Here is a 19,882-nt window from a genome sequence, read left to right as displayed (position 1 = left end):
CTTCCTCGGTCCCATCATCGCCAATCCTCCCACCCATCGGCGGAATTGAATCAGCACCACGGCCCTCGATCAAGCGCGGGTTTTTCAACGGAATACGCCGCAAGCAGACGTAAAACGCAACCGCACCCCAGGAAAAAGAACTGGTCGAGATGCATCCTCGACGACGTGATCGTGGTGGTATGAGAAGTTATCGAGGTGCAACCAACGCTTGGGCAGCGCCCCCTGCCACCCGTGCCGCCTGCACGATCCGCGGGAAATCGTCCCCACGGCTCCGACGCGCGTCATCAGCCGCGCGAAGGGGCGCTGCGATAACCGGCTGAACCGGGCCCCTATGCCGCCAGCGTCGCCAGCGCGCGCGCGAAGACGTCCGGATCGACATTGCCGCCCGAGATGGTGACGATCACCGCATCCCCGTCCGACGCGTCCGCGTGAAACAGCGCCGCCGCGAGCGCCACCGCGCCGCCCGGTTCGGCCACCAGCTTCAGCCGCAGGAAGGCCGCCGCCATCGCGCGCAGCGCCTCGGTCTCGGAGACCACGATCCCCGGGCCGCACAGCCGCTGCAGGATCGGAAAGGTCAGATCCCCGGGCTGGGGTGTGACGATGGCGTCGCAGAGCCCGCCCGCGCTGGTGGCGTTCCGCTCGATCCGGCCCGCCGCCAGCGAGCGGGACACGTCGTCGAAGCCTTCGGGCTCCACCGGCCGCACCCGCAGCCCCGGCGCCTCGGCCTCGAGCGCCAGCGCGATGCCCGAGGTGAAGCCGCCGCCGCCGCAACAGACGAGCACATCCGCCGCCGCGATGCCGAGCGCCCGGGCGTCCTCCGCGATCTCGAGGCCGGTCGTGCCCTGTCCCGCGATCACCTCGGGATCGTCGAAAGGCCGGATCAGCGTCAGGCCGCGCTCGGCGGCAAGCGCCTTGCCGATGGCGTCGCGATCCTCCGTCGCGCGGTCATAAAGCACGACCTCCGCGCCGAGCGCGCGGGTATTGGCGATCTTCAGCGCCGGCGCGTCGGCGGGCATCACGATGATTGCGGACGCGCCATGCGCCCGCGCCGCCCGCGCCACGCCCTGCGCATGGTTGCCCGAGGAATAGGCGATGACGCCCGCGGCGCGGTCTTCCGCGGCGAGGGCGGACAGAGCGGCCCACGCCCCGCGGAACTTGAAACTGCCGGTGTGCTGCAGGCATTCGGGCTTCACCAGCACCCGCCGGCCCGCGACCTTGTCGAGAAAGGGCGAGGACAGGAGCGGGGTCCGCAGCGCATGGCCCGACAGGCGCCGGGCGGCGGCGCGGATGCGGTCGATATCCATCAGCGCAGGGCTGCAAGCCAGCGGTGCAGCGCCTCCAGCGCCTCCGCCTCGTCGAGAAACGGGATATGACCCCGGTCGGGCACGACGGCCGCGATAATGTCGGGACGCCGCCGCTGCATCTCGGCGAAGGTCTCCGGGGCCAGCAGGTTCGATCCCGCCCCCCGGATCGCACAAAGCGGCAGACCCGCCAGCGCATCGAAGAGCGGCCAGAGATCGGGCGCGGGCTGCGCGCCGCTTTCCAGCACCGCCTCGCGCAGCTTCGGATCGTAGGGAATGACCAGCCCGTCGGGCCCTTCGCGGAAGAGCACCCGCACCTCGTTGTCCCAGCGCGCCTGCGGCACGTTGGCAAAGCCCGCGAGCCGCTGGCCAATGACCTGCGCGGCTTCCTCGTAGGTCTTCCAGACCGGGTTGCGGCCCAGATAATCGCGGATCGTGGCGAGACCTTCCTCAGCGATCTCCGGCCCGATATCGTTGAGCGCGACGCCCAGAAGCCGCTCCTTCATCGTCGCCGCCAGCATCATCGCGATGAGCCCGCCGCGCGAGGTGCCGAGGATCGCGGCCCGTTCGATCCCGAGGTGGTCGAGCAGTTCCAGCGCGTCGCGCGCCTCCACCGGGATCGTGTAGGTGGCGGGGTCCGCCCAGTCGGATTTGCCCCGCCCGCGGTAATCGAGCCGAATGAGCCGCACGCCCGCAAGATGCGGCGCGACATAGTCGAAATCGTGCACGTCGCGCGTCAGCCCGGCGAGGCACAGCAGCGGCAGGCCGTCGCCCTCAACGGTGTAATGCAGCGACAGCCCGTCGGAGGTGGTGAAGGTCGGCATCAGGCGGCAAGCTCCGGCAGGGTGGTGAGATCGGACAGGACGTGATGGGGCCGGGCGGGCAGGCGGTCGACCGGTTCGTCCTTGCGATTCACCCAGGCGGTCTGGAACCCGTAGCCCGCCGCCCCCGCCGCGTCCCAGCCATTCGACGAGACGAAGAGCACCTTGTCGCGGGCACAGCCGAAGCGCGCCTCGACCATGTCGTAGACCTGGGGCGCGGGCTTGAAGATGCCCACATCCTCGACCGACAGCACGGCGTCGAGATATTCGCCGATCCCGGCGCTGTCGACCGCGCCTTCCAGCATGTCGGGGCTGCCGTTGGACAGGATCGCGCAGGTCTTGCCCGCGGCCTTCAGCCGGCCCAGCATCATCGGCACCTCGCGGAACGGCGCCAGCTCCCAGTATAGCGCAAGCAGCCGCTCGCGCAGTTCCGCATCCGTGTCGAGGCCGCGCCGCTCCATCGCCCAGTCGAGCCCGTCGCAGGTGACCTGCCAGAACGAGCAATGCTCTCCGGTGATCGCGCGCAGCCAGGTATATTGCAGCTGCTTCTGCCGCCAGTCTTCGGCGAGATCGGTCCAGACGGCCTTCAACGCGCCGCGCCCGGGCTCTTCCGCGGCGGTGCGGGCGGCGGCGGCCACGTCGAACAGCGTGCCATAGGCGTCGAAGATGCAGGTGGTGATGGTCATGCTTTCCCCCGGTCTGTCGGCGCGACGATGGCATGCCGGGGCGCGGAGGAAAAGGGCGCGCTGTTTCCATTGCCGACCAGAGGTCCTAAAGGCAGTCGGGCAGGAGCTGCAGCAGGAGATGCGCGATCATGTCAGAAGAGGTTCTCGCCCGGGTATCCGCCTCACCGGCGCGGCGCTGGTTCGGTATCTCGAGCCTCGTGCTGCTCGGGGCGCTGGTGCTTTACGTGGCGGCGGCGACGCCGCCCGAACCGGCCTGGCAGGTGCTGCTGGTGGCGATGGGGATCGGGGCGTTCTGGCTGGCGCGCGCGATGCATGCCGCCACCGCGCTGTCGCTGATCCTGACGCGCGAGGCGCTGGTGGACAGCGCCGGGACCGTTCTGGCCCCGATCGCCGACATCCGCAGCGTGGAGCGCGGGGCCTTTGCGATGAAGCCCTCGAACGGCTTCGTGCTCAACATGAACCGGCCGCAAGCGCGATGCTGGCGGCCGGGTCTTTACTGGGTTCTGGGAAAGCGCGTCGCGGTGGGCGGGATCACGCCCAGCCATCAGGCGAAGCCGATGGCCGATGCGATCGCGATCCTTCTGGCCGAGCGGGGCCGCGAGGACGCCTGAGGATCAGGCGCCGCTGCTCTTCTTGGACGTGCCGCCGCCCTGGTTTTCCTTGCCGTCGACATTGTCCGCGCATTCTTCATGCGTGGTGCTGTCGGCAAGGTTCCACTCGGCGTTCTCGGCGTTGTTGTTGCACAGCGAGTTGCCGGCCGCATCCTGGTCGCCGTTGCCCCAGCCATTGTTGGCATTGAAGGTCTTGCCCTCGAAGTGGATCTGCGGGGCGAAGCGCGGGCGAGTGAAGGAGTAGGTCTGGATTTCGAAGGCCGACAGACCCACGCTGGCTGCGGGCACGTAGTCTTCCCACGTTTCCACCAGAACCACCTGGTCGCCGTTCGACATGATCGGCAGGCGGAACTCCATACCGACCAGATCGCCATTCACCAGCGGGGGATAGACGCCGCGGGCTTCCGACCAGAGCAGGTCGTAGCTGCCGGCGCCGGCGGAGTTGTACTCCACCACCGAGATCCGCAGGTCGGTGCCCGCCGCATTGGAGCGCGTCAGGTGCTGCAACAGCGAATAGGAGGAGTCGATATAGGCGTTGTTCAGCGGATCGGTTTCCCGCGAGATGGCATCGCCGATCGTGTAGTTGGCCTTCTGGTTCACGGCTTGCTGGCGCGAGACGTCGAACCAGACCCAGGTCGCGAAGAACAGGATGATCAGAGCCGGAAAGACGATGGCGGCTTCGACCGAGATGGAGCCCGTATTCTCGTCGCGGAACCGGGACAGGTGGCGTTTGATTGAAGTCAACATTGTCATGTCCTCACAGCGGTTCCTGCACGAAGGCAGAGGTTGAGACGATGGCCGAGTAGCCATTCGCATCGGTGACCATCGCTTCCGAGAAGTAGGAGGTCGGCGCGACGGGCTCGAATTCGTAGCAGGCGCGCAAATACATCAGCTCGTTGTCGCGTCCGTATTCGAAGTCGACGACCGGCGCGACGGTGCTGCCCTGGTCGACGCATTTCACGTCGGCGGGCGGATCGGTCCAGGCACGCATGTCGAGCTTCACCATTTCAAGCTGCAGCGTGTTCATGCAATCGGGCAGGATCGCGGCCCGCTCGCAGATGGACGTCTTGAGCGAGTTGTGATCGTAGATCGTGCCGGTGCCGAGACGCACGTCGCGGACGGTTTCGTCGAGGGCCCGCTCGAGGGCGGTATGCCGGACCGTGACGGCCGACAATTCGATACCCGAGAGGATGGTCGCCACGAAGACCGGCATCCAGAGGGCGAAGGGCACAACTTGCGTGGCACCGTCTTCGTTCTGCCAGAAGTGGCGGGCGGAGTTCAGGAGATTACGCGTCATTGGGTGAGCCTCAGCTGGTTGATCGCACGGGCGATGGAGTGGAAGGCCTCTTCGATCTCGGTGCCCTGGGCGTCGAAGTAGTGAGCCGGGGAGGAGGCGCAGTTCTGCATCACCGCGGCACCGTGTTCGGTCACCTCGAAGCCCACCGACCAGATCACGATGTCCTGTGCCTTGGCCGCCTCGCAGACCCCGTTGAGAAGCTGGTCGCCGAGTTCGGTGTTCTGCTTCTGGTAGTAGAAGTTCGACCAGTTGCGCGAGGAGACGTTGCGCTGCAGGTAGTACCACAGGTTGTTGCGCGCCCAGGTCTCGCGGTCGCTGGCGCTGTCATAGGCCCAGTCGGAGATGCGGAAGGACTTGCTGTGCTGACCGTCGGTCATCAGGACCACGGTCTTCAGCGTATCCTCGCGTCCGTATTCGAAGGGACGCCCGGCGAAGTTCGCATTGCCCTTGCCGGACGCGATGACGTTGTCGTTGATCGCCCGGGTCGAGGGATCGAGCAGCGCCGTGCCCCACTTCATGCCGAGATAGATCGACGTGCCGGCCCGCGGCTCGAGCTTGGCGATCTGGTTCTTCAGCGCCGCCTCGTTCGAGGTGAAGGGCTGGATCCGCTCGTAGCTGTATTGCGGGCAGACCGTGTCGACCACCTCGTTCACGCCGTAATAGTTCCACTGGAAATGCTGCGTCTGCTCGTAGGTCGCGGTCGTGTCGAGCGCGGCGGAGCTGAAGGCGGTCGAGGGGAACTCGAGGCAGTGGGAATAGCCGTGCTGCCAGTTGACGTTCATCGTGTCGGTGATCAGCGGGCCGGCATTGACCTGCTCCGAGTAGGGCACGAGCGAGATCGACACGAGGCCTTCGTTGTCGGCCGCGAGGACCGTCTCCACGAAGGTGTTCGCGGCGGCGCGCAGCTGCGCCATCTTCTCGCCCTGGCCCATCGAGCCCGAGATATCGAGAACGAGCGAGATCTCGACGTTCTGGATGTATTCCTCGGCGGTCGAGGTGCCGTCGGACTTGAGCGTGTCGATCCCGACGAACTTGGTGAAGTTCGAGGGCATCGTCTCAAGCGCGGTGCCGGTGACCTTGCGGTAGTTGAGGCCCTCGTCGACGACCACCGAGGTGAGCGCGTCGGGCATCAGCATCTTGTCGAAATAGTCACGAACGACCAGCTCGGGATCGAGGCCCTGCTCGAGGTCCGCGGCGGCAAGCACCGCGCGGTCCAGCGTCGCCTGGATCTTGTTGCGTTTCATTTCGGCATGCATCAGGTCGATCCCGATACCGCCCATGGTCATGAAGGCGATGGAGCCGAAGATAGCCACATAGGACATGGTGCCGTCCTCGGCGCGCAGAAAGCGACCGATCGCGGTTGCCGCGCCTCCGGTTGCCATGCGCAGCCCCGACAGGACGCGGCCCGCTCCTTTATCGTTGGTTGTGCACATTCCGTACCTTTCTACCCAAGCACTGGGCCGTTCACTCACAATTATCGTTGGAAAGGACGCACTACGCCCTTTGGGAATGTTTCTGTCCGACCAAGCGGGCCGATTTATGGCGACAAGCCGTGTCGATTGGGGCGTTCCAAATTGATGTGTCGACAATTCGAGACATCGGGCGATGACCGTTTCCACGCTGGAAAATCGTCGCCACAATCCCGCCCCATTGCTTAATTCGCGGGCAGAACGTGGACGGTGCGGCAGGGGAAGCTAATCTGCCTGAAGTGAGTCGGGGAATCGGGCAATGGTGCGGCGATCCGCGTGCTCTTTTACGACGAAAAGGACGAACTTCATGGCATCTTCCGCACAGTCGGAGCCCACCTTTCGAGAAAGCGTGGACCACATGTTCAACCGGGCAGCCGATCGGATGGAGCTCAGTCCCGGATTGCGCGAGAAGATACGCGTCTGCAACTCCACCTACATCGTGCGCTTCGGGGTCCGGCTGCGGGGCGAGATGAAGACCTTCGTCGGCTACCGCTCGGTGCATTCGGAACATATGGAGCCGGTAAAGGGCGGTATTCGCTTCGACAATTCGGTCAGCCAGGACGAGGTCGAGGCGCTGGCCTCGCTGATGACGTTCAAGTGCGCGCTGGTGGAGGCGCCCTTCGGTGGCTCCAAGGGCGGGCTCTGCGTCGATCCGCGCGAATACGACGAGCGTGAGATGGAGATGATCACCCGGCGCTTCGCCTACGAGCTGATCAAGCGCGACCTCATCAACCCCTCGCAGAACGTGCCGGCGCCCGACATGGGCACCTCCGAACGCGAGATGGCCTGGATCGCCGACCAGTATGCCCGGATGGCCACCACGGATATCAACGCGCGCGCCTGCGTCACCGGCAAGCCCCTGAATGCGGGCGGTATTCACGGCCGGGTCGAGGCCACGGGCCGCGGCGTGCAATACGCCCTGCGCGAGTTCTTCCGCCATGACGAGGACAAGCGGCGCGCGGGTCTCGAGGGCGATCTCGATTGCAAGCGGATCATCGTGCAGGGCCTCGGCAATGTGGGCTATCACGCGGCCAAGTTCCTGGCCCAGGAGGACGGCGCGCGGATCGTCGGCATCGTCGAGCGGGACGGCGCGATCTGGAACGAGAAAGGGATCGCCGTCGACCACCTGCGCGACCACATGAACGAAACCGGCGGCGTGAAGGATTACCCGCATGCCACCTTCGTGGAGAAGGGCGAGAAGGTTCTGGAAGAGGAATGCGACATCCTCATCCCGGCCGCGCTCGAAGGGGTCATCAACCTCGACAACGTGGATCGCATCAAGGCCAAGCTGATCATCGAGGCGGCGAACGGGCCGATCACCTCGGGCGCCGACGACAAGCTGCGCGAGCGGGGCGTCGTGGTGATCCCCGATCTCTACGCCAATGCGGGCGGCGTGACGGTGTCCTATTTCGAATGGGTGAAGAACCTCAGCCATATCCGCTTCGGGCGGATGCAGCGACGCCTCGACGAGCGGCGGCACACTCTTGTGGTCGACGAGCTTGAGCGGCTCTCCTCGGCGCTGGGCGACACCTGGTCGGTCTCGGAAAGCTTCAAGGACAAGTACATGCACGGCGCGACCGAGCTGGAGCTGGTGCTGTCGGGCCTCGACGACACGATGCGCGAGGCCTACCAGTCGATGCGCAAGCCCTGGATCGAACGCGAGGACGTGACCGACCTGCGCACCGCCGCCTACATGGTCGCGATCGAGCGGGTGGCGGGCGCCTACCGCGCCAAGGGCCTCTAGGCGGCAGGCGTGCCGGTCCGGGGCAGGGCGGACCCCGGCCGGACCGCGCGACGCCTCAAGCAGATGAGAGGTGACAGCCCGGCCCATGCCGCATAGGTCTGGCGGCAGTTGGACCAGAATGACGGATCAGAACGGAGAGACCCATGAAGACCATTTGGATCGCGACCGCCGCCTGCCTCGGGCTCGCCGCCCCGGCGCTGGCCCAGAGCGGCGCCGATGAATGCGGCCTGCAGGCCGAGATCGTCATGCGCGTGGTCGAGGCGCGCCAGGACGGCGCCGATGCGGAGCGCGCGCTGACCGATGTCGTCCAGGGCCTTTCGGGCGAGGGCGAGAAATACGCCGAAACCGTGCCGCTGATGGCCGAGTGGATCTATTCGCTCGACCGCGACGTGCTCGGCCCCGCGATCGGTGAGGCCTGGGCCACTCAATGCGCCCAGATGTAATGCGCCCAGATGTGAGGTGACGCGACCCGAGGCGACCGGCGCTCGCAGCGCCGGTGCCGCATGCGACAGGGCCGGGTGCGCAACGGGCAACGCGCGCCCGGCCTTCTGGACTCTGGCGGCCAAGAGCCCGATATTCGGCACATGAGTCTGCCCCCCGGTTTCCTCGATGAATTGCGCAGCCGCACGTCCCTGAGCCAGGTCGTGGGCCGCAAGGTCTTGTGGGACAAGCACAAGTCGAACCAGGCCAAGGGCGACATGTGGGCGCCGTGCCCTTTCCACCACGAGAAGACCGCGTCGTTCCATGTCGATGACCGCAAGGGCTTCTACTATTGTTTCGGCTGCCAGGCGAAGGGCGACGCGATTTCCTTCGTGAAGGACAGCGAGAACGTGGGCTTCATGGAGGCGGTGGAGATCCTCGCCGGCGAGGCGGGCATGCCGATGCCCGCGCGCGACCCCAAGGCGCAGGAAAAGGCCGACCGGCGCACGCAGCTCGCGGAGGTGATGGAAGACGCGGTGCGCTTCTACCGGATGCAGCTGAAAACCGGCGCCGCTGCGGGCGCGCGGGATTATCTCGCGGGCCGCGGGCTCGATGCCGCGGCGCTCGAGCGGTTCGAGATCGGCTTCGCGCCCGAGGGCTGGCAGAGCCTGTGGGATCACCTGACGGGCAAGGGCGTGGCGCCGGATCTGATCATGGGGGCGGGGCTTGCCAAGCCGTCGACCCGGGGCGGCACGCCCTATGACGTCTTCCGCAACCGCATCCTGTTTCCGATCCGCGACGGGCGCGGCCGCGCCATCGCCTTCGGCGGGCGCGCGATGGATCCCGGCGACAAGGCCAAGTACCTCAATTCGCCCGAGACCGAGCTTTTCGACAAGGGCCGCAACCTCTACAATCTGGGGCCTGCCCGCGAGGCGGCGGGCAAGGGGCAGAGGCTGGTGGTGGCCGAGGGCTACATGGACGTGATCGCGCTGGTGCGCGCGGGCTTCGCCGCCGCGGTGGCGCCCCTCGGCACGGCGGTCACGGAGAGCCAGCTGCAGATGCTGTGGCGGGTCGCGGACGAGCCGATCATCGCGCTCGATGGCGACAAGGCGGGCCTGCGCGCGGCGCATCGGGTGATCGACCTCGCGCTGCCGCTGATGGAGGCGGGAAAGTCGCTGCGTTTTGCGCTGATGCCGGACGGGCAGGATCCGGACGATCTGATCCGCGCGGAGGGGGCGGATGCCGTGGCCCGCGTGCTCGACCAGGCGCTGCCGATGGTGCAGCTTCTGTGGCGGCGCGAGACCGAAGGCCGCGTGTTCGACAGTCCCGAGCGCAAGGCCGCGCTCGACCGGTCGTTGCGGGAGACCATCTCGCAAATCAAGGACCCGTCGCTGCGGCACCATTACGGCTCCGAGATCAAGGAATTGCGCTGGCAGCTCTTCCGCCCTCAGCGGGCGTCATCGCCGGGGCCGCGCCGCGCCTGGACACCGAAGGGCGCGCCCGCCGCGCCGTCCGAGGCGGTGAAGGCCTCGCTTCTGGTGGCCGCCGGGCCCGAGGGCGAGCGGCGCATGCGCGAGGCGGTGATCTGCGCCACGCTGATCGCGGCGCCTGCCCTGATCGAGGAATTCGAGGCGGCACTCGAGACGATGGATTTCGCCGATGCCGAACACCGCGCGCTCTGCGCCGCGCTTTTGCGCGCGGAGCCAGGCAGCGCCGAGGCCGCCCGCGCCGCAGCGGAGGCGGCAATCGGGGCGGAGGCCCTTGAAACCCTTCTGTCCGCACGCCATGTCGCGATCACGCCGTGCTTGCGTCATCCCGGCGATCTGGAGCTTGCCCGGCTGACCGTGGCCGAGGAGATGGCCAAGCTCGACGCCGCGCGGGGCCTCGAAGCCGAGATCGCCGAGGCGGTCGAAGAGGCGCAGGAGGCCGGCAGCGAGGCGCGCACCTGGCGCCTGAGCCAAGCCGCCGCGGCCCGTGCGCAAGCCACGCGCGCCGTCCAGGAGGACGACACCGATTACGAGACGGGCGCCAATGGCGCCCTGATCGACAGGGCCGAGCGGAAGTCTTTCGCGGAGCTTCTCGACAATATCACCTTCGCAAAAGGCCGGAATAGCGGCTAATGCGCATAAACCGAAGAAAGAATGGGGCCAGACGGGTGTGCGAATCAGTGGATCGCGCTAATGATTCGAATCAACGAATCGCCCCGTGTGATACTCGCCCTCGATATGGAGCACTGAATGGCCGCCAAAGATAACGACGACGCCAAGCAGGACAGCCCGGACGACGACGTCTCCTTCGACATGAGCCAGGCTGCGGTCAAGAAGATGATCGCCGAGGCGCGCGAACGTGGCTACATCACCTACGACCAGCTGAACGAGGTTCTGCCGCAGGACCAGGTGTCCTCGGACCAGATCGAGGACGTGATGTCGATGCTCTCGGAAATGGGCATCCAGGTCACCGAGCACGACGAGGAAGCCGAGGAAGACGACGACGCCAACAAGGGCTCCACCGAGGTGGTGGACGCCTCGAAGGGCCGCGACGTGGCGGTCTCGGCGGGCGGCAGCGAGAAGCTCGACCGCACCGACGACCCGGTGCGCATGTACCTGCGCGAGATGGGGTCGGTCGAACTTCTGAGCCGCGAGGGCGAGATCGCCATCGCCAAGCGCATCGAGGCCGGCCGCAACACCATGATCGCGGGTCTCTGCGAAAGCCCGCTGACCTTCCAGGCGATCACCATCTGGCGCGAGGAACTCCTCTCCGAGGACATCCTGCTGCGCGACGTGATCGACCTCGAGACGACCTTCTCCGGGCAGATGGGCGACGAGCTGGAAGGCGTGGCCGAGGCCGTGGTCGATTCCGCCGCGGCCCCCGCGCCCAAGTCCGAAAAGAAGGACGAGCCCGAGCTCGACGCCGACGGCAACCCGATCAGCTCGAGCGACGACGACGAGGACGACGACGAGCAGGCCAACATGTCGCTCGCGGCGATGGAGGCCGCGCTGAAGCCGCGCGTTCTCGAGACGCTCGACCGGATCGCGCAGGATTACGAACAGCTCGCCGCGATGCAGGACAACCGCATCTCGGCCACGCTGAACGAGGACAATTCCTTCTCCGACAGCGACGAGACCACCTATCAGAAGCTGCGTTCGGAAATCGTCGAGCTGGTGAACGAACTGCACCTGCACAACAACCGCATCGAGGCGCTGATCGACCAGCTCTACGGCATCAACCGCCGGATCATGTCGATCGACAGCGCCATGGTGAAGCTGGCCGATCACGCGCGGATCAACCGGCGCGAATTCATCGACGAATATCGCGGCTACGAGCTCGATCCCAACTGGCTCGACCGGATGGCGGCGAAAGACGGGCGGGGCTGGCAGACCTTCATCGAGAAATCGACCGACAAGGTCGAAGAGCTGCGCTCCGACATGGCGCAGGTCGGCCAGTATGTCGGCCTCGACATCTCGGAATTCCGCCGCATCGTGCAGCAGGTCCAGAAGGGCGAGAAGGAAGCCCGGCAGGCCAAGAAGGAAATGGTCGAGGCGAACCTGCGCCTCGTGATCTCCATCGCCAAGAAATACACCAATCGCGGGCTGCAATTCCTGGACCTGATCCAAGAGGGCAATATCGGCCTGATGAAGGCCGTCGACAAGTTCGAGTATCGCCGCGGCTACAAGTTCTCGACCTATGCGACCTGGTGGATCCGCCAGGCGATCACCCGCTCCATCGCGGACCAGGCGCGCACCATCCGCATCCCGGTGCACATGATCGAGACGATCAACAAGCTGGTGCGCACGGGCCGTCAGATGCTGCACGAGATCGGCCGGGAGCCCACGCCCGAGGAGCTGGCCGAGAAGCTGCAGATGCCGCTCGAGAAGGTCCGCAAGGTGATGAAGATCGCCAAGGAGCCGATCTCGCTCGAGACGCCCATCGGCGACGAGGAAGACAGCCAGCTTGGCGATTTCATCGAGGACAAGAACGCGGTTCTGCCCCTCGACGCGGCCATCCAGGACAACCTCAAGGAAACCACCACGCGGGTCCTGTCCTCGCTCACGCCCCGCGAAGAGCGGGTGCTGCGGATGCGCTTCGGCATCGGCATGAACACCGATCACACGCTAGAAGAGGTGGGCCAGCAGTTCAGCGTCACGCGGGAGCGCATTCGCCAGATCGAGGCGAAGGCGCTGCGCAAGCTCAAGCATCCCTCGCGGTCGCGGAAGCTGCGGTCGTTCCTCGACCAGTAAGGCGGGCGAATGTCGTTTCTGAAACGTCTTTTCGGCGGTGGTGGCGGCGGGTCCTCGAAGGGCCCTGCCGCCGAACCGATCGCGCATAACGGCTTCCGGATCATCGTCGATCCGATCCCCGAAGACGGCCAGTTCCGCATCGCGGCGACCATCGAAGGCGAGGTGGACGGCGAGACCAAGTCCCATCGCATGATCCGCGCCGACGTCATCCGCGACCGGGACGAAGCCTTCGAGGCGTCGTTGCGCAAGGCCAAGCAGATGATCGACGAACAGGGCGCGCGGCTTTTCGGCTGAGGCGTCGCTGGCCGCATGGCCTCGCGCGGGGCGCGCTACGATCAGGGCCCAATCCTCATAATTCGCGAACCTGCCGCGCACGAAATCGTCGCGGGCCATCACCTTTGCGCGCCATGCGCTTGGGGCGCCGGCAGGCGTTTCCGATATCCCCTCCATTGCCCGAAGGAGGATGTCATGTTGCGCAAGCTGATTATTGTGACGCTGGTGCTGGCGGGGGTCGGTGCTGTGCCCGCCACCGCATCACGGATGATCGACGTAGATGTCGAAACGACGGTCACCGGACCCAGATCGCCTTTCTATCCCGAACAGGACGATCTGACCGAGTGCTGACGCCCCGGTCGGACGAAGCGGGCGGAGCATCACGCTCCGCCCGAATCATGCGATACCTCAGTTCGTCGGCATCACGAAAACTTCGCGGATCGTCGCCCGCGCATCGGCGTTGAGCGCGAAAACGACCGAGCGCGCGATGTCCTCTGGCTGCAGCTTGTCGGGCTTGGGGCTGTCGAAGAAGGCGGTATCGACCATGCCCGGCGCGATGATGGTGCAGCGGCCGCCAAATTCGCGCATCTCGTCGGCGAGGTTGCCGCCATAGCCGTGCACGAACCATTTCGAGGCGCCGTAGACCGACCCCGCGATGTGGATGCGCCCCGCGGCGGAGCCGGTCAGCAGCAGGTGGCCCTTGCGTTCCTTGAGATAGGGCATCACCGATTTGACCGTCCAGAGCAGACCCATGATGTTGATCTGAATCATCTTCTCCCATTCCTCGGGATCGCCCGCCTCGGTGCCCGCAGCCGAAAGGCCGGTGCCGGCATTGGCGAAGGCCGCGTCGACGCCGCCAAACTTGTGGTTGAGCGTCTTGAGTGCCTCCATCTGGCTTTCCATGGAGGTGACGTCGCCCGGCAGCGCGATGACCTTGTCGCCCAGCTCGTCGGAAAGCGCTGCGAGCTTGTCTTCGGAGCGGGCGAAAAGCCCGACATTCCAGCCCGCCTCGACGGCGGAACGGGCGGTTGCGGCGCCGATACCCGAGGAGGCCCCGGTGATGAAAAGCGTCTTGTCGGTCATGAAAATTCCTTTCGGTCCATCTTGGGTGTTGGGAGCAAAACGCGCGACCGGCGCTTAAGTTGCCTGCGGCGGCAAAGATGGCCCGGCGACCTCGCGTCAGGGGCGGGGATGCGATATCGCTGCGAAAAAATTTGAACTTTTCCGGGAGTTGGCCGTTTGTCTGCCAGCGACGAGAGGAAAGATAAATGAGACATGCAGCTTTGGCCGGAACCGTCCTCCTGATCGGAACCGTCTCCGCGATGGGTGCCGCCGCACTCATCGAGGACGACCCGCGCGACATGATCGAAATCGTCGTCAGCGCCGATAAACTGGCCGAATGCCGCGAAACGCTGGCGCAGGTGGCGGCAATGCCCGCGCGCCATGACAACGGCACCCCGCTCCTGCTCGATTGGGGTCAGAGCGACCTTCCCAAGGTGGCCTGCGTGGTGGGCGAGGCCTGATCGACGCACTGGTCCTGAGGGCCTGACAGCCATCACCCGCCATGGCACTCTGCCCCCCGGGACAACGGACGCAGGCAGTCGAGATGCAGACGGAATTCATCGTTAAGACGCGGGGGCAAGGGCTCTACGAGGTGACGCGCGACGTGACCGATTGGGTGGCGCAAAGCGGCACCGCGCAGGGCCTGTTGACCCTTTTCATCCGCCATACCTCCGCGAGCCTCCTGATCCAGGAAAACGCCGATCCGGAGGTCCAGACCGATCTCAGGGCTTATTTCGCCCGTCTCGTGCCGCCCACCACCGATCCCTCCATGGCCTACCTGACCCACACCTATGAGGGGCCGGACGACATGCCCGCCCATATCAAGGCCGCGCTCTTGCCGGTATCGCTGGGTATTCCGGTCACGGACGGGCGCCTCGCGCTGGGCACGTGGCAGGGCATCTACCTCTTCGAACATCGCGACGCGCCCCATAGTCGCCAGGTCGTTGCGCATCTTTCCGCGTGATCTATCCCCCTGTATCTTGCGGCGAAAATTCCCCTCTACCCAAGGTGTGCGCAAGCTCCTATAGTGGCTGTGGATAAGTGGGGGCGAACCCCATCGGAGCAGGTCAGACACGAGGGGGACGGCTCATGCGCTGCCCGTTTTGCGGAAACGTTGACACCCAGGTGAAGGATTCCCGCCCGGCGGAGGATCACGTCTCGATCCGCAGGCGGCGCTTCTGCCCGGCCTGTGGCGGCCGCTTCACCACCTATGAACGCGTGCAGCTGCGCGACCTCGTGGTGATCAAGACCAACGGCCGGCGCGAGGATTTCGACCGCGACAAGCTGGAACGCTCGATCCGCATCGCCATGCAGAAACGCCCGGTCGAGCCCGAACGCATCGACCAGATGATCTCGGGCATCGTGCGCCGGCTCGAAAGCATGGGCGAGACGGACATCCCCTCGAAGCAGATCGGCGAGATCGTCATGGAGGCGCTGGCCCGGATCGACACCGTGGCCTTCGTCCGCTTCGCCAGCGTCTACAAGAACTTCCAGGAAGCCGACGATTTCGACAAATTCGTCAGCGAATTGCGTCCCGCGGCCCAGCCCGACAAGTGAGCCCGACCGACCGCGCCTTCATGGCCCATGCGTTGGGCCTTGGCCGCCGCACCATGGGACAGACCTGGCCCAACCCGTCGGTGGGCTGCGTGATCGTCCGGGAGGGCCGCGTGGTGGGGCGCGGCTGGACCGCGCCCGGCGGTCGTCCCCACGCCGAACCGCAGGCGCTGGCGCAGGCCGGAGAGGCCGCGCGCGGCGCCACCGCCTATGTCACGCTCGAACCCTGCGCCCATCACGGGCTGACCCCGCCCTGCACCGATGCGCTGATCGCCGCCGGGGTGGCGCGGGTCGTCGCCCCCTTTCCCGACAGCGATCCGCGGGTCTTCGGCCGGGGATTTGCCGCGCTGCGGGCCGCGGGTGTCGCCGTTGAGACTGGCGTTATGGCCGAGGAGGCCGGGCGCGATCACGTGGGCTTTTTGACCCGAGTGCGCATGGGACGGCCGCATGTGACGCTGAAGCTGGCGGCATCCCTCGACGGGCGGATAGCCACCGCCACCGGGGAAAGCCAGTGGATCACCGGGACCGGCGCGCGGGCCTATGTGCATGCCGCGCGGGCGCAATCGGATGCGGTCATGGTCGGCGCGGGCACGGTGCGCGCGGATGACCCGTCGCTCACCGCGCGCGGCATGGGCGTGTCGCGCCAGCCCGTGCGCGTCGTGGTCTCGCGGCTCATCGACCTGCCGCTGATGGGTCAACTCGCGCGGACCGCGCGCGACGTGCCGGTCTGGCTGTGCCATGGTCCCGATGCGCCGTCCGAGACGCGGCGGGCCTGGCAGGGCCTCGGGGCGAAGCTCCTGCCCTGCAGGCTGTCCGGGCGGCAGCTCGATCCCGGATCGGTGCTGGATGCGCTGGGACAGGCGGGGCTGACGCGAATTTTCTGCGAAGGCGGCGGGGCGCTGGCCGCGACGTTGATGCAGGCCGATCTGGTCGATGAATTCATGGGCTTCACCGCCGGTGTGGCGCTGGGGGCCGAGGGCCGGCCGAGCCTCGGCGCGCTGGGCATCGACCGGCTGGCGGAGGCGCATCGCTTCGCGCTCATCGAAACGCGCGCGGTGGGCGGCGATATCCTGCACCGCTGGGTGCGCGCGGACTGAGCCGAGGTGCGGGTACTCAGCGCCAGAGATGCGCGCGGCTGGCCAGATGGCCCTGCAGTTTCGACAGCGTGCGGTTGAACGGGCCGGGCATCGGCACCTGCCCGGTGGCGAGCCGTTCGGCCACCACCTCGACCGGGCAAGGGCGGCCCGTCACCGGATCGCGGTAGCGCGGATAGGCGATCAGCGTCGCGTGGACGAGCCCCTCCAGCGTCACCGCCTGCCCGCCGCGCCGCCGTGCGGGCACCCGGCCCAGATCGCGCGTCAGGCCCCAGCCCGCATAGAAGGGCGTGCCGAGCACGGTGACGGCGCATCCGCGCAGCAGCGCCTCGAACCCGGTGAGCGAGGTGATCGTCCAGACCGCGTCCACGCGCTCCAGCAGCGGGCCCATCGGCGCCGCGCCCAGCGTGACATCGGCCCAGCGTTCGGGCGCGTCCACCCCACCTGCGCGCAGGCCCGCCAAAACGTCCGGATGGGGTTTCCAGATCAGCACCGCGTCGGGGTTCTCGGCCCGCGCCCGGGTCAAGAGGGCGGCGTTGGTGGCGACCTCGTCCGCGCCCTTGAGGATCGAGGCGTCATCCTCGACCTGGCCGGGCACGAGGATGCAGCGGCCCGGCGGCAGGTCCGGCACGGCGCCGGGCAGGTTGTATTTCGACAGCCCCGTTTCCGTGAGGTAGCGGATCAGCCGCCGCGCGCGCTCCAGCGCATCGGGCGGCAGGGCCGGGCTCTCGGCGATCACCGTCTCCAGCCGCGACGGCTGCGCGGGATCGTAATAGATGCCGAGGTCGTCAAGCGCGAGCGACAGCGGCGGGATCAGCTCCGCGCCGAGCCCGCGGGATCGCAGGAAGCCGTCCTCGACGCGGACCGCGTTCTCGTCCGGCTGGGCCTTGCCCGCCCAAACCATCACCCGGCGGCCCGTCTCAGAGGCCAGGTCTTGCGCCTTTGCGGGATCCTCCTCGAAAACGACCCGCTTCGATTTGCCGAAAAACGCCTGCAGCGGCGCGCGCTTCCACAGGCGCATGCCCCGCGCGACCCAGCCCGCGCGGTCGTCCCGCCAGGCGCGCGTCTCGGCCTCGAAGGCGGCGAGCACGTCCTCGATCTCGCAAAGCCGGTCGCGGAACGGGTCGTACCAGCGCGGATAGAGGATCATCGTCGCGGCGAAGAGCTGCGCGCGGGACAGCCGCCGCTGCCGCCGGTCGAGCGGGAATCGGTCGTCGGTCAGGCCCCAGCCCGCATAGAAGGGCTGCCCGAAGAGGCGGGGCTTGTGCCCGGCGAGGATCGCCTCGAACCCCATCTGCGACGAGACCGTGTAGACCGCGACCGCCCCCTCCAGCAGCAGCCAGGGCGAGATCGGGTCGTCATGCAGTGCCATGTTCGGACCGAGATCGGCGGCGGCGAGGTGCCCGGGACGGTGGCCCGCCTGCGTCTCGGGATGGCTGCGCACCAGGATGTGCGCGCCCGGATGCTCTTCGCGGGCATGATAGAGCATCTCGCGAAACCGGTTGCGATCGGCGCCCGAGGCCCGGACCGACGCGTCCTCATGGGTCTGGTCGATGACCAGCACGTAGCCCGGCGGGGGCGCGGGCAGGTCGGTGCGCGTCGCGGAATATTTGGTCAGATGGGCGGCTTTCAGACGCGCGATGGCGCTCTTGGCGCGGGTCAGCAGTGCGGTGTCGTCGAGCGGATGCGTGGCGAGCAGCGTTTCCAGATCGGAGGGCGCCGCGGGGTCGAAATGCACGCCGGTCGTGTCGATCAGAAGGCCCGCCGGCGGCTCCCCGTCGCGCCCGGGCCGGAGCGAGCGCAGGAAGGCATCCTCGATCCGGACGATGGGCGCGCCGGAGCGGGCGGCCATGGTTTCGCCGCGCGCGGCAAGCGGGGACATGCCCCAGACGCCCACCGCCTCGCCCGCCTTCGGACGGCCGGTGACCACCTTGTAGCCCGACAGCGCCAGGATGCGCGTGATCCGCGCATCGAAGCGCAGCTTGCGGGTGTAGACATGCAAATGCCGGGGCGGTTGGGCCCCGGCAGCAGGGTCCGGCGACGTGCCGGACATGGAGATCAGAGCCCGCCGGTGGCGATGTCGTCCACGGAGCTTGCCAGATCGCCGAGGGCGGTCACCGATCCCAGCGAACCGGTCAGCGCGGCGATGGTCTTGTCCCATTGCACGAAGGGCGCCTCGGTCACGTAGAGCGTGTCCTGATCGCGCACGACGAAGTCGCGGGCCACGAACATGCCGTTGGGCTGGGTCAGATCGAGCACGTAGACCATGCGCTGCGCGCCGATCAGATCGTTGCGGCCCAGCACCTGGTTGGCGATCTCCGCGGGTTCGTTGCGGAAGATGAAGACGCCCGTCGGGTCCGAGGTCGTGGCCACGAGGCCGCCGACCGTGGCCAGCGCCTCGACCGCCGACAGGGTCTGGGATTCGAAGGGCACGCGGGCCTGTCCGCCAAGCGCGCCGAGCGCGGTGAAGGAACGGGTGTCTTCCTGGATCAGGATCTTGTCGCCCGCCCGCAGCGCGATATCCATCTGCGGGTTCTCATAGAGGTCCTGGAACCAGATCTTGCCGGTCTGTCCGCCGCGCTGCACCGAGACCTGCGCGATTTCGGGCGGAATGGAGATGCCGCCCGCCTGCGCCAGCATCGCCGACAGCGTCCGCGTGGGCCGTTCGATGGCGAAGACACCCGCCGTGCCCGATGCCGAGACCACGGTCACGGTCGATCCGTCGCCCGCGACGCGGCGCACCTGCACCTGCGGGTCGGGCGTCTGGTCGGCGAGGCGGTCGGTGATGATCCGGCGGATCGATTCGGGCGTGTTGCCCGCTGCCCGCACGCGGCCCGCATAGGGCACGAAGATGAAGCCCTGACCGTCGACCTGCACCTCTTCGAGCGCGGTGGCATTGGCGCCTTCGCCCGCCAGAAGCCCGTCATCGACGTTCTCCCAGATGGTCAGGCCCAGGATGTCGCCGGGCGAGATGATGTCGGAGCCGAGGATGCCGGCATTCTTGAAGCTCTCGGAAAAGCCGAAGGACGGCACGAGGGCGGTCGCACGGGTGACGCGGTCATTCACCGCCACGACGAAGGCATCGCCTTCGCGCTGAACCGATCCGGCATAGATTTCGTTCTTGTTAGGCCCAACGCGCGGAAGGCCGCAGGACGCCAGAATGGTCGTCGCGGCCAGAAGTGCGACGCCACGCGCCCACCGGGATGTAACGGCTGCCACTGCTCGGTCTCCTCGACCTGTTTTATCTGCCTCAGTCTTATTATTGCGGGCAGGCTACCGAGAAGTCGGGCGAAAAGAAAGAGATGTGTGATT

The 19,882-nt window shown here is 66.9% G+C and carries 20 protein-coding genes; 11 read left to right on the top strand and 9 right to left on the bottom strand.

Features of this window, described 5'->3' with window-relative positions:
- Positions 1-329 precede the first annotated feature (329 nt).
- Genes BW990_RS19755 through BW990_RS19745 form a run of 3 tightly spaced genes read right to left on the bottom strand, consistent with a single transcriptional unit; the run spans position 330 to position 2,808 of the window.
- Positions 330-1,307 (bottom strand): threonine ammonia-lyase, encoded by a 978-nt coding sequence (locus BW990_RS19755; protein ID WP_076451039.1) that lies wholly within the window; start codon positions 1,305-1,307, stop codon positions 330-332.
- Complete coding sequence (locus tag BW990_RS19750; RefSeq protein WP_076451034.1) at positions 1,304-2,125, bottom strand: alpha/beta fold hydrolase; 822 nt, start codon at positions 2,123-2,125, stop codon at positions 1,304-1,306. Before BW990_RS19750 ends, BW990_RS19755 begins: the two co-directional genes overlap by 4 nt.
- Entirely contained in the window at positions 2,125-2,808 is a 684-nt protein-coding gene (locus tag BW990_RS19745; protein ID WP_076451032.1) for a haloacid dehalogenase type II, read from the bottom strand. Before BW990_RS19745 ends, BW990_RS19750 begins: the two co-directional genes overlap by 1 nt.
- Before the next feature lie 128 nt (positions 2,809-2,936).
- Here BW990_RS19745 and BW990_RS19740 point away from each other — a divergent pair, with 128 nt between their 5' ends.
- On the top strand, positions 2,937-3,419 hold the full coding sequence (locus BW990_RS19740) for a hypothetical protein (RefSeq protein WP_076451031.1): 483 nt from the start codon (positions 2,937-2,939) through the stop codon (positions 3,417-3,419).
- 3 nt (positions 3,420-3,422) lie between these two features.
- Here BW990_RS19740 and BW990_RS19735 read toward each other — a convergent pair whose 3' ends face one another.
- From BW990_RS19735 to BW990_RS19725, 3 genes are read right to left on the bottom strand one after another with little or no spacing between them, the layout of a single operon-like run.
- Positions 3,423-4,166: a TadE/TadG family type IV pilus assembly protein gene (locus tag BW990_RS19735; RefSeq protein WP_234990321.1), complete on the bottom strand. Its 744-nt coding sequence runs from the start codon at positions 4,164-4,166 to the stop codon at positions 3,423-3,425.
- A 10-nt stretch (positions 4,167-4,176) separates the two neighbouring features.
- Positions 4,177-4,716: a TadE/TadG family type IV pilus assembly protein gene (locus BW990_RS19730; protein ID WP_076451027.1), complete on the bottom strand. Its 540-nt coding sequence runs from the start codon at positions 4,714-4,716 to the stop codon at positions 4,177-4,179.
- A complete protein-coding gene (locus BW990_RS19725; protein ID WP_083950739.1) occupies positions 4,713-6,149 on the bottom strand; it encodes a TadE/TadG family type IV pilus assembly protein in 1,437 nt (478 codons plus the stop codon). The genes BW990_RS19730 and BW990_RS19725 overlap by 4 nt, the downstream gene beginning before the upstream one ends.
- Before the next feature lie 343 nt (positions 6,150-6,492).
- Here BW990_RS19725 and BW990_RS19720 point away from each other — a divergent pair, with 343 nt between their 5' ends.
- The 6 genes from BW990_RS19720 to BW990_RS21980 all read left to right on the top strand — a co-directional run bounded on the left by BW990_RS19720 (position 6,493) and on the right by BW990_RS21980 (position 13,211).
- Positions 6,493-7,929: a Glu/Leu/Phe/Val family dehydrogenase gene (locus BW990_RS19720; RefSeq protein WP_076451024.1), complete on the top strand. Its 1,437-nt coding sequence runs from the start codon at positions 6,493-6,495 to the stop codon at positions 7,927-7,929.
- Between the two features lie 143 nt (positions 7,930-8,072).
- Positions 8,073-8,372 (top strand): hypothetical protein, encoded by a 300-nt coding sequence (locus tag BW990_RS19715; protein WP_076451022.1) that lies wholly within the window; start codon positions 8,073-8,075, stop codon positions 8,370-8,372.
- Positions 8,373-8,513: 141 nt separating this feature from the next.
- A complete protein-coding gene (dnaG, locus tag BW990_RS19710) occupies positions 8,514-10,469 on the top strand; it encodes a DNA primase (RefSeq protein WP_076451020.1) in 1,956 nt (651 codons plus the stop codon).
- Between the two features lie 117 nt (positions 10,470-10,586).
- Entirely contained in the window at positions 10,587-12,587 is a 2,001-nt protein-coding gene (rpoD, locus tag BW990_RS19705; RefSeq protein ID WP_076451017.1) for an RNA polymerase sigma factor RpoD, read from the top strand.
- A gap of 9 nt (positions 12,588-12,596) precedes the next feature.
- Positions 12,597-12,881 carry an HlyU family transcriptional regulator gene (locus tag BW990_RS19700; RefSeq protein ID WP_076451014.1) on the top strand — a complete coding sequence of 95 codons (285 nt, stop codon included), beginning with the start codon at positions 12,597-12,599 and terminating at the stop codon, positions 12,879-12,881.
- Between the two features lie 174 nt (positions 12,882-13,055).
- Positions 13,056-13,211 carry a hypothetical protein gene (locus BW990_RS21980; protein WP_159441699.1) on the top strand — a complete coding sequence of 52 codons (156 nt, stop codon included), beginning with the start codon at positions 13,056-13,058 and terminating at the stop codon, positions 13,209-13,211.
- 57 nt (positions 13,212-13,268) lie between these two features.
- Here the strand turns inward: BW990_RS21980 and BW990_RS19695 are convergent, their stop codons facing one another.
- Complete coding sequence (locus tag BW990_RS19695; protein ID WP_076451011.1) at positions 13,269-13,943, bottom strand: SDR family oxidoreductase; 675 nt, start codon at positions 13,941-13,943, stop codon at positions 13,269-13,271.
- Positions 13,944-14,128: 185 nt separating this feature from the next.
- On the opposite strand from BW990_RS19695, the gene BW990_RS19690 reads away from it, so the two are divergent.
- The 4 genes from BW990_RS19690 (at position 14,129) to ribD (ending at position 16,573) form a co-directional block, all read left to right on the top strand.
- On the top strand, positions 14,129-14,383 hold the full coding sequence (locus BW990_RS19690) for a hypothetical protein (protein WP_076451009.1): 255 nt from the start codon (positions 14,129-14,131) through the stop codon (positions 14,381-14,383).
- A gap of 83 nt (positions 14,384-14,466) precedes the next feature.
- Entirely contained in the window at positions 14,467-14,886 is a 420-nt protein-coding gene (locus tag BW990_RS19685) for a secondary thiamine-phosphate synthase enzyme YjbQ (RefSeq protein WP_076451007.1), read from the top strand.
- A 125-nt stretch (positions 14,887-15,011) separates the two neighbouring features.
- Entirely contained in the window at positions 15,012-15,479 is a 468-nt protein-coding gene (gene nrdR, locus BW990_RS19680; RefSeq protein ID WP_076451004.1) for a transcriptional regulator NrdR, read from the top strand.
- On the top strand, positions 15,476-16,573 hold the full coding sequence (gene ribD / locus BW990_RS19675; protein ID WP_327214280.1) for a bifunctional diaminohydroxyphosphoribosylaminopyrimidine deaminase/5-amino-6-(5-phosphoribosylamino)uracil reductase RibD: 1,098 nt from the start codon (positions 15,476-15,478) through the stop codon (positions 16,571-16,573). Before nrdR ends, ribD begins: the two co-directional genes overlap by 4 nt.
- A gap of 16 nt (positions 16,574-16,589) precedes the next feature.
- On the opposite strand, the gene BW990_RS19670 is transcribed toward ribD, so the two are convergent.
- Both BW990_RS19670 and BW990_RS19665 read right to left on the bottom strand, forming a co-directional pair.
- On the bottom strand, positions 16,590-18,623 hold the full coding sequence (locus BW990_RS19670) for a capsular polysaccharide biosynthesis protein (RefSeq protein ID WP_076450999.1): 2,034 nt from the start codon (positions 18,621-18,623) through the stop codon (positions 16,590-16,592).
- A gap of 5 nt (positions 18,624-18,628) precedes the next feature.
- Complete coding sequence (locus tag BW990_RS19665) at positions 18,629-19,789, bottom strand: polysaccharide biosynthesis/export family protein (RefSeq protein WP_076450996.1); 1,161 nt, start codon at positions 19,787-19,789, stop codon at positions 18,629-18,631.
- Positions 19,790-19,882: the final 93 nt, after the last annotated feature.

Source organism: Roseivivax lentus, assembly GCF_900156805.1.
GTDB classification, from domain to species: domain Bacteria; phylum Pseudomonadota; class Alphaproteobacteria; order Rhodobacterales; family Rhodobacteraceae; genus Roseivivax; species Roseivivax lentus.
Note: the sequence above shows the minus strand (reverse complement) of the source record. Positions and strands in the feature narration are given on the sequence as shown.

Coding starts and splice junctions, on each gene's coding strand:
- BW990_RS19695 (WP_076451011.1), bottom strand. CDS start 13,943: ATGACCGACAAGACGCTTTTCATCACCGGGGCCTCCTCGGGTATCGGC.
- dnaG (WP_076451020.1), top strand. CDS start 8,514: ATGAGTCTGCCCCCCGGTTTCCTCGATGAATTGCGCAGCCGCACGTCC.
- BW990_RS19670 (WP_076450999.1), bottom strand. CDS start 18,623: ATGTCCGGCACGTCGCCGGACCCTGCTGCCGGGGCCCAACCGCCCCGG.
- BW990_RS19735 (WP_234990321.1), bottom strand. CDS start 4,166: ATGTTGACTTCAATCAAACGCCACCTGTCCCGGTTCCGCGACGAGAAT.
- BW990_RS19715 (WP_076451022.1), top strand. CDS start 8,073: ATGAAGACCATTTGGATCGCGACCGCCGCCTGCCTCGGGCTCGCCGCC.
- nrdR (WP_076451004.1), top strand. CDS start 15,012: ATGCGCTGCCCGTTTTGCGGAAACGTTGACACCCAGGTGAAGGATTCC.
- BW990_RS19725 (WP_083950739.1), bottom strand. CDS start 6,149: ATGTGCACAACCAACGATAAAGGAGCGGGCCGCGTCCTGTCGGGGCTG.
- BW990_RS19685 (WP_076451007.1), top strand. CDS start 14,467: ATGCAGACGGAATTCATCGTTAAGACGCGGGGGCAAGGGCTCTACGAG.
- BW990_RS19720 (WP_076451024.1), top strand. CDS start 6,493: ATGGCATCTTCCGCACAGTCGGAGCCCACCTTTCGAGAAAGCGTGGAC.
- BW990_RS19750 (WP_076451034.1), bottom strand. CDS start 2,125: ATGCCGACCTTCACCACCTCCGACGGGCTGTCGCTGCATTACACCGTT.
- BW990_RS19740 (WP_076451031.1), top strand. CDS start 2,937: ATGTCAGAAGAGGTTCTCGCCCGGGTATCCGCCTCACCGGCGCGGCGC.
- BW990_RS19690 (WP_076451009.1), top strand. CDS start 14,129: ATGAGACATGCAGCTTTGGCCGGAACCGTCCTCCTGATCGGAACCGTC.
- rpoD (WP_076451017.1), top strand. CDS start 10,587: ATGGCCGCCAAAGATAACGACGACGCCAAGCAGGACAGCCCGGACGAC.
- BW990_RS19730 (WP_076451027.1), bottom strand. CDS start 4,716: ATGACGCGTAATCTCCTGAACTCCGCCCGCCACTTCTGGCAGAACGAA.
- BW990_RS19700 (WP_076451014.1), top strand. CDS start 12,597: ATGTCGTTTCTGAAACGTCTTTTCGGCGGTGGTGGCGGCGGGTCCTCG.
- BW990_RS19745 (WP_076451032.1), bottom strand. CDS start 2,808: ATGACCATCACCACCTGCATCTTCGACGCCTATGGCACGCTGTTCGAC.
- BW990_RS21980 (WP_159441699.1), top strand. CDS start 13,056: ATGTTGCGCAAGCTGATTATTGTGACGCTGGTGCTGGCGGGGGTCGGT.